The sequence below is a fragment of the Acidobacteriaceae bacterium genome (assembly GCA_035944135.1).
Lineage (GTDB): Bacteria > Acidobacteriota > Terriglobia > Terriglobales > Acidobacteriaceae > Granulicella.
Window position 1 is genome coordinate 59,652 of sequence record DASZBM010000002.1, and the last position, 16,638, is coordinate 76,289.

Consider the following 16,638-nt stretch of genomic DNA (forward strand, 5'->3'; position numbering starts at 1 on the left):
TGTTCGAGTTGCGAGGTGAGAGGTATGTCGCGCAGAGGTGCGGTTTCTCGTCGTGGATTTTTGGGTGGCGGCCTGGCCGCTGCGGCGCAGCTTGCTGCGCCGGTCGCAGCAAGGGCTGATCCGAAGGCGCGGACGTTTGTGCTGGTGCATGGAGCGTGGCACGGCGGATGGTGCTGGCGGCGCGTGGCGGATCGGCTGACGGCGAAGGGCCATTATGTGGTGGCTCCGACGTTGTCGGGGGTGGGCGAGCGCTCGCATTTGAAGGCTGAGGATATTGATCTGACGACGCACGTTGAGGATGTGGTCGGCGAGATGAAGTGGAAGGACCTGGATGATGTGGTCCTGGTGGGGCACTCGTATGGCGGGATGGTGATTACGGGTGTAGCGGAGCAGATGAGAGAGCGGATCGCGGCGATTGTTTATCTGGACGCGTTTATGCCGGGCGATGGGCAGTCGCTTGCGGATTTTACAAACAGGACGTCCTGGCCGGAGCCTGTGACCCCGGCGCCGCCGGCGACGTACTTCCACGTGAATGAGAAGGATGCTGCGTGGGTGCAGAGCAAGCTGACGGCACATCCGACGCGATGTTTCACGCAGAAGCTGAAGGTGACGGGAGCGTATCAGTCGATTGCGAAGAAGCTTTATGTGCGGGCACCACTGTTTGCGCAGAAGGGGTTCGATCAGGCGCTGGAACAGTGCCGCGCAGATAAGTCGTGGCAGACCGCGACGGTGACCTGTGGACACGACGTAATGATCGATCAGCCAGGGGAACTGGCGGCGATGCTGGAGAAGTTCGCTTAAGCGCTCTTGCGCTTATGGGTCGTGCGCGCGGTCTTCTCGCTCTTCGGCGGTTTCTTGGTGCCGGAGGAGATGGAGACTGTCTTTTTCTCGGCCGCGGCGGATTTCTTTGGAGAGCGCTTGGCGGGTGCTTCTTCATCGGCGGATGATTTCGCACCAGAGCTGACGGATTTGCGGAGCGCGTCCATCAGGTTGATGACCTTGCCCTTGGCGGGTGCGGGCTCCTCGTCCTTGGGGATGGGCAGGTGTTTGAGCTTGGCTTCGACGAGCTCTTTCACGGCAACCTCATAGCCGTCGACGAATTTCTCGGGATCGAACTTGGCCGTGCGGCGCTTGATGAGCTCTTTGGCGAGGTCGAGCGATTCCTTGTCGATGGAGTGGTGCTTGATGTCGGAGAAGTAGTCGGCGGGCTTGCGGAGCTCGGCGTCGTAGCGGAGGGTGTAGGCCATCATGCCGCCGGTTTCGGATTTGTTGTCGGTGCCGCCGGGGCCGCCGGGTGCGAGGGCGACGATGTGCTCGCGGCCACCGAAGGCGATCTTGGTGATGGCGACCTTTTTGGTTTCCTGGAGGGCCTTGCGGACGGTGAGGAAGGCCTCGGTCTGGGCGTCGTTTTCGGGGACGACGAAGTAGGGCTTCTCGTAGAACTCGGGGTCGATCTCGTCTTCGTTGACGAACTGCGTGACCTCCATGGTGTGCTTGGAGGGGACGCGGAGGTGGGCGAGCTCTTCGGGCTCGATGGTGACGTAGTGACCCTTGGAGTACTCGTAGCCTTTGACGATCTGGGATTTCTCGACAACCTCGGACTGATCGGCGGCCTCGTCGGGGCTACGCTCGATTGCGGAGGCGAGGACCTTCTGATGACGCACGCGCTCGCCGGTGGAGCGGTCGATCTGATGGAAGCTGATCTGGCTTTTGGCTTCTGTAGCCACGAAGAGCTTGACGCCGAAAGAGACGAGCGAAATTGTTACCTGTCCACTCCAGTAGGGACGTGCCATCCTTCACCTCAACTGATAAGAAGCTGGGGGCCGGTCAGTAGTTGGATGGTACCGCGGAAGCGAGGATGGTGCCAGATCGTTGTGAATGAGGTATTAGCGTGTGCGTTAGGCGAAATGAAATCGAAGAAAGTATTCAGGCGGTGTAGATCTCGCGGTCGAGCACGCGGGCGTAGGCGGGGACGGTGAGGAAGTCCTGGAACTTGGGGGCTTTGATGAGCTCGCGCATGAGGAAGGCGGCGTGCTCGTAGGCTTCGTAGCGTGGAGCGGGGACGTTTTCTTTGGCTCGGGCGAGCTCGGCGTCGATGAACTCGTCGCAGAGCTCGGTGGTGATCGGAAGGCCGGCGTATTGGCCGTCGGAGAGTTTGGCGCCGTGGTGGACCCATTGCCAGAGCTGTGCGCGGGAGATTTCGGCGGTGGCGGCGTCTTCCATGAGGTTGAAGAGCGGGACGCAGCCGATGCCGCGCAGCCAGGCTTCGACGTAGCCGAGGCCGACGGCGATGTTCTGCTTGAGGCCGGCTTCGGTGATGGTGCCCGCGGGGACGGCGAGGAGGTCGGCGGCTGTGGGGTTGTAGTCGGGGAGCTGCTTGTCGATCTGGTTGGGCTGCGGCATGAGGCGATCGAAGACCTCTTTGGCGACGGGGACGAGGCCGGGGTGCGCGACCCAGGTGCCGTCGTGACCGTCGGAGGCTTCGCGCTCTTTGTCGGCGCGGACCTGGGTGAGGGCGCGCTCGTTGGCTTCGGGGTCTGACTTGATGGGGATGAACGCGGACATGCCGCCCATGGCGTGGATGCGGCGGCGATGGCAGGTCTTGATGCAGAGCTTGGAGTAGCTGCGCATGAAGTGCGTGGTCATGGTGACCTGTGAGCGGTCGGGGAGGAGGATGGAGGTATCGGCGGCGAGCTTTTTGATGAAAGAGAAGATGTAGTCCCAGCGGCCGCAGTTGAGGCCGGCGGAGTGCTCGCGGAGCTCGAAGAGGATCTCGTCCATCTCGAACGCGGCGAGGATGGTTTCGATGAGGACGGTGGCGCGGATGGTGCCGCGCGGGATGGCGAGCATGTCCTGTGCGCGGAGGAAGATGTCGTTCCAGAGGCGGGCTTCGAGGTGGGACTCGAGCTTGGGAAGATAGAAGTAGGGGCCGGAGCCGCGGGAGGTGAGCTCGCGCGCGTTATGGAAGAGGTAGAGGGAGAAATCGAAGATAGAGCCGGACATGTACTCGCCGTCGACGACAAGGTGGCGTTCTTCAAGGTGCCAGCCGCGCGGGCGGATGACGAGGACTGCGGGGTTGTCGATGAGGGCGTAGTGCTTGTGGGTGGAGGGGTCGTCGAAGGTGATGGTGCGGCGGACGGCGTCGATGAGGTTGAGCTGGCCGTCGAGGAGATTCTCCCAGGTGGGCGTGGTCGAGTCTTCGAAGTCAGCCATGAAGACGCGCGCGCCAGAGTTGAGGGCGTTGATGATCATCTTGCGGTCGACGGGGCCGGTGATCTCGACGCGGCGGTCCTGGAGATCAGCGGGGATGGGCGCGACGGTCCATTCGGTCTCGCGGATCTGGCGGGTCGAGGCGAGGAAGTCGGGGCGTTCACCGGCGTCGAGGCGAGTTTGGCGAGCTGCGCGCGCGGCGAGGAGCTGCTTGCGGCGCGGGTTGAACTCGCGGTGCAGAGCGACGGCGAAGGCGAGGGCTTCGGGCGTGAGGACGCGTTCGTAGCGGTCGGCGGTGGTGGCGTGGATTTCGGTGTTGGGTGGGAGGGTCATGGCAATCCTTGCAAGAAGCAGATCCCCTTCGGGGATGACAGAAAGAAAGGCAACGGCAAAAGCTTAGGCGAAGCGGAGGTCGACGCGGCCCGCGGTGGAGAAGACGACCTCGACGGCAGAGCCGGCTGAGGCGAGAGTGTTGCCCGTCCAGGAGCCGGTGGTGATCCATTGGCCTTTGCGGAGGCCGCCGGTGCGCGCGGCGCCTTCGTTGGCGAGCCAGGGAAGAAGGCGGAGTAGGTCGCCGGCAGTGTTAGAGCCGGTGCGCTCGACGCGGACGATGCCGTCGACCGCGAGCATGACGTGCTCTTTGGTGAAGTCGATCGATTGCCAGTTGGAGACGGCGGGGCCGTAGACGAAGCCGCCGTGCATCTGGAGGTCAGCGATTACGGCAAGGCGAGCGGCCTTGGTCGGGTCTTCGAAGGCTGGTTCAAGGATTTCGATGGCGGGATGGCAGGAGGCCATCGCGGCGAGAGTTTCCTCACGCGTGTAGGGGTGTGCGCGTGGTGGGAGATCGCGGCCGACGAGGAAGGCGATCTCGGCTTCGAGGCCGCGGTAGCGCCAGCGCTCGCCTGCGAGTGTGCTGCCGGAGGCTGCGATCCAGGCGAGCGGCATGGGAGCGTACATGGGCGTGGCTTCTGGTGTACCAGCTCCGATCTTCCATCCGCCGATTTCGCCGAAGGCTGGAGCGATGCGGTCGTGGATGGCATACGCCTCGTCAAGAGACTGGGGCTGCAGGTTGGCGGGGAGATCGGCGAGCAGATGGCCGGTGCGGCGGGCGTTGAGGAGGGCGTCGGTCGCGTCGATGATGCGGAGTTCGTCGGGTCCAGTCATGTGAGGCTCCGTGAGAAGGTTAGTTTCTATCCCACCGATCGCGCAAAGGCGCGCGACGAATGGGGCAACCCCTGATCGTGGCGATTAGTTGACGTCGAGCGAGCGTGGGCCGTGGAGGAGTTGGTCAACGGTGAGGCCGCGGATGGAGGCGTCGAGGAGTTCGACCATGTGAAACGTGGGAAGTTCGGCGGCGCTGCGGCGGCGAAGGCCGTTCATGAGTTGCAAAAGACAGCCGGGGTTGGCGCTGATGACGGCGTCGGCGCCGGTGGCGAGCAGGTGCGAGACCTTGCGGTCGCCGAGTTCGTTCGCGGGCTCGGGGTTGAGGAGGTTGTAGACGCCGGCGGAGCCGCAGCAGAGATTGGATTCAGCGATTTCTTCGACGGTGAGTTCGGGAATTTGTGCGAGGAGAGCGCGTGGTTGCGCGAAGATGCCTTGCGCATGACGGAGATGACAGGCGTCGTGATACGCGACGCGGAGATTGATCGGACGGCGCGGAGCGATGGGCTCGACGGCAGCGAGGACCTCGCTGATGTCTTTGCATTTGGCGGAGAAGGCAGCGGCGCGCGCGGCCCAGGCGGGGTTGTTGCGGAGGAGGTGCGCGTACTCCTTCATGGTGCTGCCGCAGCCGGCGGCGTTGATGACGATGGTGTCGACGTTCGCGGATTCGAAGCTGGCGATCATATCCTTCGCGTAGCTTTGGGCCGCGTCCTCGAGACCGGAATGCACCATAAGTGCGCCGCAGCAACCTTGCGATTTGGGGATGATGACCTCGAAGCCTTCGGCAGCGAGGACGCGCGCGGTGGCGGCGTTGACGTGACCGAAGTAGGCGTCCTGCACGCAGCCGGTGAGCATGGCGACGCGGCCGCGGGATCGGTTGCTGGAGGCGACGGTGTGCGGGAGCGAGTGGAAAGGGTTGAGCGGGACGGGCGGAAGTAGCGCTTCCATGGAGCGGAGACGAGCAGGCAGAAGGTTGAGGAGACCGCTGCCGCGGACGAGATTTTGCAGGCCGGTGCGCTGGTAGATCGCGAGTGGAAGACCGAGTGCGCGGAGACGGCGCGGATGCGGGAAGGTGGCGAAGAGGAGCTTGCGGAAGAGCCGATCCGAGAGCGAGCGCGAGCCCGTGCGTTCGGCCTGGCGCTCGACCTGGCCCCGTGTGTCTTCGATGAGCTTGTTGTACTCGACGCCGGACGGGCAGGCGGTCATGCAGGCCATGCAGCCGAGGCAACGGTCGATGTGCGTTTGAAAGATTTCGTCGAGCGGGGCTTCGCCCGTGGCGGCTTTGCGCATGAGCCAGATGCGCCCGCGCGGAGAGTCCATCTCTTCACCCCAGAGCGCGTACGTGGGGCAGGCAGGAAGGCAGAAGCCGCAGTGAACGCACTTGTCTATCAGGGCTGGCTCGGGTGGGTTGTGGGTGTCGAACGAGCTGGGACGCGTGGAGGTGGTGATTTGCGTGAGTGCGGATTGCGTAGCGAGGCCGGTGGCTTCGTGGGTTGGCAGGGCTTCGGGAGTGCGTGGCATCAGATGCCTCCGACGAAGCGGCCGGGGTTGAGGATGCGGTTGGGGTCGAACTCGTTCTTGATGGCGCGCATGAGTTCGATGGCCGCTGGCGGGTCGCCCCAGGAGTTCACGGAGTGTGGGAGCAGTCCGCGGCGAAGGAGGATAGCGCTGCCACCGTGAGCACGGAGGCGAGCGCGTAGGTCTTCGGTGAGCACGGCGAGGTTTTCGGGTGTGGCGGAGAAGGCGACGGTGGCGATGCCGGTGGGTTCGGCAACGCAGTGTGCACGTGTATTTGGTTCTATGTTGAGTACGGCGGCGGCACCGACGATTGCGGAGAGCTTCGCGGGAAGGCTGGCGATTTTGAGGACGGTTGCATCAGGTTCGGCGAAGAGTCGCTCGTGTGCGGACCAGATGTTTTGATCTGAGGGAATGAGCGTGCAGTTTTGTGCGAGTTCGCGGAGTTGGCGCTCTTGATTGGTGAGGGCGTCTGGTTCGGAGGCGAGCTGGATGTCGAGCGCGAAGTCGGCTTCCTCGTTGCGCAGTTGCATGGCTTCGAGGCTGAGTGGAGCGGCAGTGACGCGGTGCATGAGGTCCGCGAGCTGCGTGATGGAGGCGGAGCGCGCGGTGAGGTTGAGTGTGCTCGCGGGCAGCGGATGCAGGCGGAAAGTGACCTCTGTGATGATGCCGAGTGTGCCGAAGGAACCGGTTAGGAGCTTGGGAAGATCGTAGCCGGCGACGTTCTTGACGACCTTGCCTCCGGAGCGCGCGATGGTGCCGTCGGCGAGAACGATGGTCATGCCGAGGACGAGGTCGCGGAGCGAGCCGTAGCGGCGGCGCAGGACGCCGGAGTCGTTGGTGGCGATGACGCCGCCGACGGTGGCGCGATCGGGGAAGACGGGATCGAGTGCAACGCGCTGGTTATGGCGTGCGAGCTCGCGCTGCATGGTGGACCACGGTGTGCCGGCGGCGACGGTGGCGGTCATGTCCTGCCAGACGTGCTCGCGGATGCCGGAGAGTTTTTGTATGTTGAGTTGGAGGCGTGGTGTAACGCGTGATCCCCAGGTGAGTTTGGAGCGGCCACCGGTGGGCTCGACGGCGAGGGACTCTGCATTGGCTGCGCGAAGGATCGCGATGACTTCATCGGCGTTTGCAGGTGAGAGGACCGTGACGCCGTCATGGTCGTGGGCGTCGATATTGAGTTCCGAAAGGGAGGCGAGCATCAAAAGACCTCCGCGAGCCCGGCGGCTTCGATGGGATGCGGCGCGTAGTTGCCGCCGGAGCGCTCGCCGCAGAGGCGTGGCGTAGGGAAGAGCTTTTCCGGGTTCGCGATGTTGTGCGGATCGAACGCGTGACGAACGCGATGCATGGTGGCGAGGTCGGGCTGGGCGAACATGTAGCTCATGACACATTGTTTTTCGCGGCCGACGCCATGCTCGCCGGTGATGGAGCCGCCGGCATCGACGCAGAGCTCCAGGATTTTATAGGAGAGATCGAGGGCGCGAGCTTCTTCGCCTTCGTGCGAGCCGTCGTAGAGGACCATCGGGTGGAGGTTGCCGTCGCCGGCGTGGAAGACATTGGCGATGCGAAGGCCGGTTTCGGCGGACATTTCCTGCATGCGCGCGAGTACGGAAGGAAGCTGTGTGCGGGGGATGACGCCGTCCTGCACGATGTAGTTGGGCGAGACGCGGCCCATGGCTGCGAAGGCGGCTTTGCGGCCCTTCCAGACGAGAGCGCGTTCGGTGTCAGATTGCGCGAGACGCTGTTCCCATGCGCCGTTCTTTGTGCAGAGCTCGCGGACGCGCCGCATCTGGGTGTTGACTTCGTCGATGGGGCCGTCGAGCTCGACGAGCAGGAGACATTCGCAGTCGGGATAGCCGGCGTGGACGGCGGCTTCGGCGGCGAAGATGGAGATGCGGTCCATCATCTCCATGGCGGAGGGAAGCATGCCGGCGGCGATGATGTCGGAGACGGTCTGGCCGGCGGCGGTGCTGGAGTCGAATGCGGCGAGAAGAGTTTGCACGCATTGCGGACGACGGACGATGCGAAGCACGGCCTTGGTGGCGACGCCGAGTGTGCCTTCGCTGCCGATGAAAACGCCTGGGAGGTCGTAGCCCGGTGTGTCAGGCACACCCGTTGGAGAACCAAGCCAGACGAGTTCGCCGGTGGGAAGAAGAACTTCACAGCCGAGAACGTGCGTGGTGGTGAAGCCGTATTTGAGGCAGTGCGCGCCGCCGGCGTTTTCGGCAAGGTTGCCGCCGATGGTGCAGACGATTTGTGATGAGGGATCGGGCGCGTAGAAAAAGCCGGCGCTGCGGACGAGATCGGTGACCTGCGAGTTGGTGACACCGGGCTCGACGGTGATGAGTGCGTTTTCAAGATCGATGGAGAGCACGCGGTTCATGCGTGCGAGACCGATGACGATGCAGCCGGGAGTGGGGAGCGCGCCGCCGCTGAGGCCGGTGCCTGCGCCGCGTGCGACGAAGGGGATGTTGTGCTTTGCGCAGACGCGGACGGCGGCTTCGACTTGTGCGGCTTCGCGCGGCAGGACGACGGCGCCTGGAACGGCACGGAAGTTTGTGAGGCCGTCGCACTCGTAGGTCTGGAGTTGGGTGCGATCGATGATGAGGTTTGCATCGCCGACGGCTGCTCGGAGTTCAGCGATGACTTGCGATGGGATCACGACCTTATGGTATCGCGGGTGGTTGCGGTGTTAGGTCGTGAGCCAGCGGAGTGCGTTGGCGAGAAAGCGTTGCTGGAGGACAGGGTGGAAGTCGGGGCAGCGATGGAAGAGGACTTTGCCTTTCCCGAGGCGCGTGGTGAAGGTGCCGGCACCGACGTTGCGATCGTGGTCGCGTGAATAGCCAACGACGACTTCCATGGGTGCGCCGTTGGGGGATTGATCGATGAGGAGGCCATTGGAGGGGCGGCCTTTGCATTGGTAGAAGCCGCCGAGGGCGCAGTTTTGTGGGAGGCCGGAGAAGAGTGTGTGCTCGCGGACGAAGTACCAGTTGCCCATCCAGGGAGCGCGGAAGTCGCCGACAGCGCCGCGGTAGGTGAAGGCTCCGGCAGCGGCGAGCTCTTTGGCGACGCCTTCGGAGAGTGTGTCGGTTGGGGGGATGGCGAGGAGTGGCGTGCCGGCACGGACGGCGTCGAGGATGCCCGTTTGGAGATGGCCGAGCGCGATGACCTGGGCTTCTTCACCGGGCTCGGGTGTGTGGCCGGGCTTCATCGGCGGTGCGGCTTCGAGGCCGGTGGTCTCGCCGACCTGGCCCTCGGCCTGGGTGTGCGAGGTGATGCCGGAGGAGATGATTGCCCTGTAAGTTGCGTTGGGCTTAAAGTCGACAACTTCAAAGCAGCCGATGGTGTTACTGAGCGCCTCAAGCTGGTTGCGCAGAGATGGTGAGATTCCGGAAACGGCAATACTCATCGGCTTGAGGCAATCGTTCGTTTGCGGCTTCGTGACCCAGAGCTCTTTCTTCTGTGTCGCGAGTGGTACCGATGAGAGTGCGAACTTGAAGCGATAGAGGCCTTCTTCGGTGAGTGGCGGTGTGGTGAAGGCTTCTTCGAGTAGATAGCTGAACTGATCGAGTGTTTGGTTGGTCGGTGCCGGGAGAGTCTTGAGTTCGATGCGCTTGTTGCTCGGCGTGATCATCGAGAAGGTGAGGGTGCCGGTGGAGGGTTGGTGCGAGTCATTGAAGAGGAAGAGGTCGAAGGTTGCAGGTTTGCCGAGCTCGACGGAGAGTGCGCGCTGCTTCGCGCAGGGGCGGATGGGTTGGAGTGTGTCGCCGATGAGGTGCGGGTCGGACTTGTGGTTGCGCAGGTTATCGACGATGCCGGAGTGGTTTTCAATGGCGGTGGACTCCCAGCCGGAGATGGCGGCGAAGTCGAGCGCGTCGTTGATGCGCGCGTTCTCCATGTAGTTTTGCCAGGACTCGTAGCAGGTGCGGCCGAGGGCGCGGAAGACGTGGTCGGGTGTGGGGAAGGATTTGCGGAAGCCCCACTTGTCGAGGAAGCGGTTGTAGCCGGCGATGATCTCTTCGTGGTCGGCGAGGTCGTAGCTGGCTCCGTGAGATGCGGCGCCGCCGTATTTTTTGTAGGTCTCGGTGATCTGGTGGACCATGAGGCCGTGGATGTCGGGGCGGGCGCAGCCTTCCATTTCGCCGTACTCGGTGAGGACGTTGCGGAGGTTGATGTTGTAGGTGTAGTCGGTGGGTGATTTGTAGAACTCGTCGTACCACTGATCGCCGGCGCCCTGGTGGTTGTTCCACCAGTCGCCCCATTTTTCTTCGTCGGAGCGATGGAGTTTGCCCTCTTTTAGCTGATCATTCCAGGGTTCGTACCAGGCTTGCGCGGCGCCGCGGGCGACGAAGCCGTCGTTGAGCACGACGCAGCGCGAGGGGTCTTCGTCGTGCATGGCTTTGAGGATGGCGAGCGTGTCGGGATTCTTGAGGTCGGCGCCGAGCTCGTTTTGCAGGCAGTACTCGATGACGGAGGGGTGCGAGCGGAAGGCTTTCACCATCTCGACGCACTTGGTGAACATGTAGCGCTGCGCAAACTTGTCGGCTTCGGTGGTGGGTTTCTCCATCACGGTGCCGGCGGCGTTGGAGGCGGTTTTGGGCGGCAGCTTGCCGATGGCCATCTTGCCGGCGCCGGGCTCCATGTAGCGGAGGACGCCGAGGCGGTCGTGCCAGCGGAGGACGTCTTCCTTGGCGAGATTGCGGTGGAAGTTGAGGCAGTTGAGGCCGAGGGCCTGCGCGGCGCGGACTTCTTTCTCGGCGAGTTCGGGGACGGGGAACATGCCGTTGAGCCCCCAGTAGCCCCAGGAGATTGCGGTGTAGATCTTTGTGCGCTTGCCGTTGAGGCGGAAGACGGCGTTGGAGTTCGGGTTGTTGGGGTCGACGCCGGTGATCGTGAAGGAGCGGAAGGCGAAGGCGATGGTGCGGGTGTCGGCGCCAGCCTCAGAATTCAATGTCATCCGCAGCCAGTAAAGCTTTGGATGATTCAGGTCCCATGCTGTCGCAGTCTCTGCACCGATCTCCTGCTTCACCGAGGTGATGCTTCCAGCGTCCGTAATGCCTTGCATGTTGACTGAGCGGCCTACGACTGCTCCAGTCTGTGGATCGATGACCTCGAAGTGGACAGTTGCGTTGCCGATAGCTTTCGAGTTTCGTCGGTCGAGCGTCACGTATGCGATGGCAGTGTTCTTTCGCGGTGTGTTGAGCACCCAGGCATCTTTGATGCGAACGTCACCATGCCCACTGAGCGTGATGCCGCGATCGAGCGCGCCGAAGCCGTGGGAGCGGTAGAGAGAAACCTTGCCCCATTTGGCGTTGAGGCCGTCGACCCAGTCGAAGCGGCCGAAGGGGTTGGTGATGCGGATGGCGAGGTGGTTGTCGCCACCGGGGTTGGCGGCGTCGGTGCAGTCGCACTCGAAGGGAAGCTCCTCCATGATGGAGTAGCCGACGAGCTTCTGGTTGAGGTAGACCTCGGCGCGGAGGTGGGCGCCGCGGATGTGGAGGAAGATGCGCTTGCCGCGGTACTCGGCCGGGATGTCGATGCGGCGGTGGAACCAGGAGACGCCGAAGTAGGCGCCGTTCTGCGGAACTGAGTCATCCGCCGGAGGAACTGGCGGGGTCGTCGCCGCATAACGGTATTCCTCGGGTGTGTAGGGACGACTGCCGTACTTGCCCCAGAAGTGTTGCTCGACGGAGGTCGGGAGTGTGACCTCGAGGCCGGTGTCATGCGTGAGTGTTGACCAGCCGCCCGTGGGTGAATTGACGGGAAGCGGTTGGCCTTTCGCGCAGAGCTTGCCATCGATCCAGCTGATGTCTTCAGGGAGAAAGATGTCGTCGTTCTGCCACTCGGCCTTGTCATCGATCCAGAGGCGCCAGCCTTCGTCGGGGATGAGCGTGCCGTTCTCAGGGTAGGGGAGTTCGGTCGGCTTTGTTTCCGCGGGCAGCGCCAGTGCGGGAGTGATGGCTGCGGCGGTGGTGAGTGCGGCTGTGGTCTGAAGGAAGGCGCGGCGGGAGAGGCTGTCAGACATGTACCCGTGAGTTTAGACGAGTGTATTTCTCGAGCGCGATGCTGAGGCTACTCGCCGAGCATGATGCGCTGAACGGAACGGGCGCGGCCGGTTGCGCCGTCGCAATCGATGAGTGTGGCGCAGAGTTTCGGGTTGCCCTTGGCGGCTTCGAACTTGCCGGGCATGCCGGTGAGGAAGCGCTTGAGAACCATCTCGGTCTCGACGCCGATGACGGAGTCGTAAGGGCCGGACATGCCGACATCGGTCTGAAAGGCGGTGCCGTTGGGAAGCACACGTTCATCAGCGGTGGGAATGTGGGTGTGTGTGCCGAGCACGGCGGTGACGCGGCCGTCGAGATACCAGCCGAGCGCGACCTTTTCGCTGGTGGCCTCGGCGTGGAAATCAAGGAGGATGACGCGCGCGCCGGACCTCTCGCGGATTTCAGTAAGGAGGTCGTCGGCTTTGCGAAAGGGATCGTCGCAGGAGGACATGAAGACCCGGCCTTGCAGATTAATGACCGCGTAGGCGGGGCCGTTGGGCAGTGTTCCCTGGTAGAAGCCGAAGCCGGGCGTGCCATGCGCATAGTTCGCAGGACGAATGACGCGGCGACCGCGCGAGTCAGAGTTTTCAGGAACTGCGATGTATTCGAAGATCTCTTTCTTGTCCCAGATGTGGTTGCCGGTGGTGATGACGTGTGCGCCGAGGTCGAAGAGCTCTTCGGCGATGGCCGGTGTGAGGCCGAAGCCGCCAGCGGCGTTTTCGCCATTGATGATGAGGAGGTCAACCGCGTGTGTTTCAACCAGATGCGGGATGTGTTCATGTGCAATGTGGCGGCCGGCGGAGCCAAATATGTCGCCTACAAACAGAATCTTCACTGGACGAGTTTATACGGCTAACAAGTTAAGAAGTCAGCGAGTCGGTGAGATAGCGGTTTTTGAGCCCGCCTGGGCGGAAAGGTGACACACTGATAGACATGATCGACCTGGTGTGGAACTTCCCCCTTCTACCCGGTCAGCAGGAGATGTGGTCGCGCTATCTGGAGGCAGCCTTGGCTGAGTCTGGATCGCAGTCTGTGGAGTCTTTGCGGCCGTCGTTTCGAACTGTTGAGCCGAAGCTGCGGGAGCGGGCGGCGCGGTGGCTCGGATACCCGTTGAGTCGTGTGTGGGTGACGTGCGGCGGACATCATGGAACGCTGAATTCGCTGATGGCGTCCGGGCTGGCAGGAACGCGCGTCGCTGTCGAGGGCAACACGTATCCGGGATTTTTGGATCAGTGCTGGATGACGAAGACGTCGGTGGTCGCGTGTCTTGTGGATGACGAGGGCATTGTGCCGGAGGCGTTGCGGGAACTATGCGAGCGCAAGCGGCAGGAGCTGGAGCCGGTGCACGGGATCTTCACGATGCCGACGGTGCAGAATCCGCTAGGGTTTGTGACGCCGGAGCAGCGGCGCGTGGAGATTGTGGAGATTGCGCGCCAGTTTCAGCTGACGATCATCGAGGACGACGCATACGGGTTTATGGAGGAGAATGCTCCGCCGAGTTATGCGGACCTCGCGCCGGAGCGCACCTATTATGTGCGCGGATTGGCGAAGAGCCTGGCGCCGGGTGCGAGGACGGGATTTCTGATTGCGCCGGAGAATGCGGCAGCGTCGATTGAGGCGTCGTTGCGCTGCACGGCGACGGGCACGGATGTGCCCCAGAATATGGCCGCGCTGAAGATGTGCGAAGAGGGCGTACTTGATGAGTTGATTAAGGCGAAGCGCGCAGAGGGGCGCGAGCGCAACAAGGCCGCGCGTGCTTCGCTGGGAAGACTGTGCGCGCCGGGAGCCGCGGCGGCCTGGCATGTATGGGTGCGGCTGCCGGAGGATGTTGAGCCGAGCGATATCGAGGGCGCGATCAAATCAGAAGGTGTGATCGTGACGAACGGGCAGTGGTGCGCGGCGGCGCCGGAGTACAGGCATGGGCTGCGGCTGGCGCTTGGCGCAGAAGTGGAGCGCGCGCGGGCGCTGGAGGGGGTCGCGCGGGTGGCTGGGGTGCTGGAAGGTTTTATGAAACAGGCGCAGCGGCAAGAGATGGGCTACACGAAGAGAATGGCGTGATTACTCGGCGGACTCGCCGTGCGTGTGGCCATCTCCTTCGTCTTCATCAGCGACTGTTTTGTTGATCGGACGCATGAGTGGGAAGAGGATGACATCTCGGATGGAGCGCGCGCCGGTGAGGATCATGGTGAGACGGTCGATGCCGATGCCTTCGCCTGCTGTCGGTGGGAGACCGAAGCTGAGAGCGCGAACGTAGTCCTCGTCCATCTGATGGGCTTCATCGTCGCCGCGGTCGCGTTCTTTCAGTTGATCTTCGAAGCGGCGGCGCTGGTCGTCGGGGTCGTTGAGCTCGGAGAAGGCGTTGCCGACTTCGAAGCCGCCGATGTAGAACTCGAAGCGCTCGACCCAGTCGGGCTCGTCGGGCTTGACCTTGCTGAGAGGAGAGACGGCAAGCGGGAAGTCGTAAATGATGGTGGGTTGGATGAGGTGTTCTTCGGCAAGGAACTCGAACAGCTCTGCAATAAGCTTTCCCAAATTGCCGGCTGATGGACCGTAGTCTGGATGGCCGATGTTGAAGTCGCCCGCGAGCAGTTGGAGATAGAGAGCGCGAACATTTTCAATCGTGTCAAACGACTTCTCCGTTGGTGCCGTCCCAAAATTTTTCGGCCAGAACTTAACGATCGCCTCACGCATCGAGAGCTTCTGCCACTTGCTCAGATCGATCTCGTTGCCGTTGAAGTTCGTGATCGCAGTTCCGTTCACTTCCTTCGCGACGGTGGTGATGAGCTCCTGAGTGAGGTCCATCAAGTCGTGGTAATTGGCGTAGGCCTGATAGAACTCGAGCATGGTGAATTCGGGGTTGTGCTGCGTGCTGACGCCCTCGTTGCGGAAGTTTCGGTTAATTTCGTAGACACGATCCAGCCCACCGACGACGAGCCGCTTGAGGTAGAGTTCGGGCGCGATGCGAAGCGAGAGGCCGATATCGAGCGCGTTGTGGTGCGTGCGGAAGGGACGCGCCGCGGCGCCGCCGGCGATGGTGTGCATCATCGGCGTTTCGACTTCGAGGTAGCCGCGGTCGTCGAAGAAGCGGCGGATGGCGCGGAGGATCGCGGCGCGTTTGACGAAGACGTCGCGGACGTTACGGGGAGATTCGGGTTCGGCGTTCGTGGTGGAAATGGGTTCTGCTGCCGCGGTGGGGTCAGCGGTCGCGGGGTTCTTCGACTCCGGCTCGCGGAGCGAGCCTTCGCTCAGAATGACAGCTTTTTTGTCAGCGCTCAGGATGCCTGGGCTTCGTGTGGGCGGGGCACCCGGATTTGTGGCCTGCTCCTGCTTTGCGAGCGTGCCGGAATTCATGATGAGGTCGACGTAGCGCTGGCGGTAGCGGAGTTCGACGTCCTCGAGGCCGTGGTACTTGTCGGGCAGCGCGATCATCGCTTTTGAGAGGAAGCTGATGGCGGGCTTGCTGCCGGCGGGCAGGGCTTTCAGTGTGAGCTCGCCCGTGCGGGTGCGCATGAGATGGCCGCGCACGCCGATGTGGTCGCCGAGGTCGAGCAGTTTGTAGAGCGCGAAGATGTCCTCACCGACGTCGTCCTTGCGAACGTAAATCTGAAGCCGCTTGCCGCCTTGTTGCAGATGCGCGAAGCCGGCCTTGCCCTGGAGGCGGATGGACATAATGCGCCCGGCGACGGCGAACTCGGGATGTTCAGCTTCGAGGGTCTCTGCGGAGACCGGCGCGGATTCGGAGTCGTAGCGCGCGAGTAGGTCGGGGATGTGCGCGAAGGGGATGGGCTCGTCGGCCGCAGGGAAGCGGTTGGGATAGATGCTTTCGGCGGTGGTGAGGCCAAGGCGCTGGCCGATGGCGGAGATCTCGCGCAGCTTTTCCTGACGCTGTGCGTAGAGATTTCGTTCGAATTCACTTTCAAACTGGGACAATCTGGAGGGCTCACTTTGCTGGAGACGTATGAGGCTTCAGTATATCGGCGAGTGGCGGCACGGCTGCGGCGGATGGTAAGGTTTGGCGATGGCGGATGATGGACAGAAGCAGAAAGGCGGCGGGATTTTCGGCAGCCTGGTGCAGGCGGAGTCGATGGTTCAGCTTGCGCTGGCGCTGCCGGCGGGCTGCCTGATTGGATGGTTCATCGGGATGCTGCTGGACCATCACTTCCATACGGATTGGATCCAGATTGTTGGGATTATTGTGGGGGCGATCGCCGGGTTTGTGCAGATCTTCCAGACGGCGTCGAAGTTTATGAAGAAGGGCAATTAGGCGTGGAACTGGCGGGACTGACCGACGAGGATGTGCGGCAGACGATGTTGCGCGCGCTGCGTCTGCTGGCGATCATCGCAGTGGCCGGAGTATCGCTGGCGTGGTGGAAGCTGGGCTGGCAGAGCGCGTTGCTGCTGGCGGTGGGGGCTGTGATTTCGGCGACCGGCCTGTGGGAGTGGATGCGGCTGATGGCGGTGGTGATCAGCCGCATGGATGCCGGCGCGGAGCCGCGTCCGGTGGGCACCGTGCTGGTGGGTTTCTTCATGCGGCTGGGGATCGCTCTTGTGGCTCTGTATGTTAGTCTTAAGTATCTGGATGGTTCTGTTTACGCGCTTGCCGCGGGCCTCGCATTGGGCATGGTTGCCCTGACAATTGAGGCGCTGAGGCTGGTGAGATCGTGGACAGTTTAGTCGCCTGCGGCATCTGAAGCTCACGAATTGA

General features: G+C 62.8%; 13 protein-coding genes. 4 read left to right on the forward strand and 9 right to left on the reverse strand.

Annotation, left to right across the window (positions count from 1 at the left end; genetic code table 11):
• Positions 1-24 precede the first annotated feature (24 nt).
• Positions 25-801, forward strand: a complete 777-nt coding sequence (locus VGU25_02915) for an alpha/beta hydrolase (GenBank protein HEV2576141.1) — start codon at positions 25-27, stop codon at positions 799-801.
• Here VGU25_02915 and VGU25_02920 read toward each other — a convergent pair.
• The 8 genes from VGU25_02920 to VGU25_02955 form a co-directional block, all read right to left on the reverse strand.
• A complete protein-coding gene (locus VGU25_02920; protein HEV2576142.1) occupies positions 798-1,793 on the reverse strand; it encodes a Ku protein in 996 nt (331 codons plus the stop codon). The genes VGU25_02915 and VGU25_02920 overlap by 4 nt on opposite strands.
• A 133-nt stretch (positions 1,794-1,926) precedes the next feature.
• Positions 1,927-3,543 (reverse strand): malate synthase A, encoded by a 1,617-nt coding sequence (gene aceB / locus VGU25_02925; protein ID HEV2576143.1) that lies wholly within the window; start codon positions 3,541-3,543, stop codon positions 1,927-1,929.
• A gap of 63 nt (positions 3,544-3,606) precedes the next feature.
• The gene (locus tag VGU25_02930; protein HEV2576144.1) at positions 3,607-4,374 is read right to left on the reverse strand and encodes a 2-keto-4-pentenoate hydratase; all 768 of its coding nucleotides are present in this window, start codon (positions 4,372-4,374) and stop codon (positions 3,607-3,609) included.
• Between the two features lie 84 nt (positions 4,375-4,458).
• Positions 4,459-5,892: a heterodisulfide reductase-related iron-sulfur binding cluster gene (locus VGU25_02935; protein HEV2576145.1), complete on the reverse strand. Its 1,434-nt coding sequence runs from the start codon at positions 5,890-5,892 to the stop codon at positions 4,459-4,461.
• On the reverse strand, positions 5,892-7,091 hold the full coding sequence (locus VGU25_02940; protein ID HEV2576146.1) for an FAD-binding oxidoreductase: 1,200 nt from the start codon (positions 7,089-7,091) through the stop codon (positions 5,892-5,894). Before VGU25_02940 ends, VGU25_02935 begins: the two co-directional genes overlap by 1 nt.
• Positions 7,091-8,551: an FAD-linked oxidase C-terminal domain-containing protein gene (locus VGU25_02945; protein ID HEV2576147.1), complete on the reverse strand. Its 1,461-nt coding sequence runs from the start codon at positions 8,549-8,551 to the stop codon at positions 7,091-7,093. Before VGU25_02945 ends, VGU25_02940 begins: the two co-directional genes overlap by 1 nt.
• A 30-nt stretch (positions 8,552-8,581) precedes the next feature.
• Positions 8,582-11,914 (reverse strand): twin-arginine translocation signal domain-containing protein, encoded by a 3,333-nt coding sequence (locus tag VGU25_02950; GenBank protein HEV2576148.1) that lies wholly within the window; start codon positions 11,912-11,914, stop codon positions 8,582-8,584.
• Between the two features lie 47 nt (positions 11,915-11,961).
• Positions 11,962-12,768, reverse strand: coding sequence for a TIGR00282 family metallophosphoesterase (locus tag VGU25_02955; protein ID HEV2576149.1), 807 nt, complete (start codon positions 12,766-12,768; stop codon positions 11,962-11,964).
• Positions 12,769-12,866: 98 nt separating this feature from the next.
• On the opposite strand from VGU25_02955, the gene VGU25_02960 reads away from it, so the two are divergent.
• Positions 12,867-13,991 (forward strand): PLP-dependent aminotransferase family protein, encoded by a 1,125-nt coding sequence (locus tag VGU25_02960; protein ID HEV2576150.1) that lies wholly within the window; start codon positions 12,867-12,869, stop codon positions 13,989-13,991.
• Here VGU25_02960 and lysS read toward each other — a convergent pair whose 3' ends face one another.
• Complete coding sequence (gene lysS, locus VGU25_02965; protein ID HEV2576151.1) at positions 13,992-15,863, reverse strand: lysine--tRNA ligase; 1,872 nt, start codon at positions 15,861-15,863, stop codon at positions 13,992-13,994.
• A gap of 88 nt (positions 15,864-15,951) precedes the next feature.
• On the opposite strand from lysS, the gene VGU25_02970 reads away from it, so the two are divergent.
• A complete protein-coding gene (locus tag VGU25_02970) occupies positions 15,952-16,197 on the forward strand; it encodes an AtpZ/AtpI family protein (protein HEV2576152.1) in 246 nt (81 codons plus the stop codon).
• A gap of 2 nt (positions 16,198-16,199) precedes the next feature.
• Positions 16,200-16,607: an ATP synthase subunit I gene (locus VGU25_02975; protein ID HEV2576153.1), complete on the forward strand. Its 408-nt coding sequence runs from the start codon at positions 16,200-16,202 to the stop codon at positions 16,605-16,607.
• Positions 16,608-16,638 lie beyond the last annotated feature (31 nt).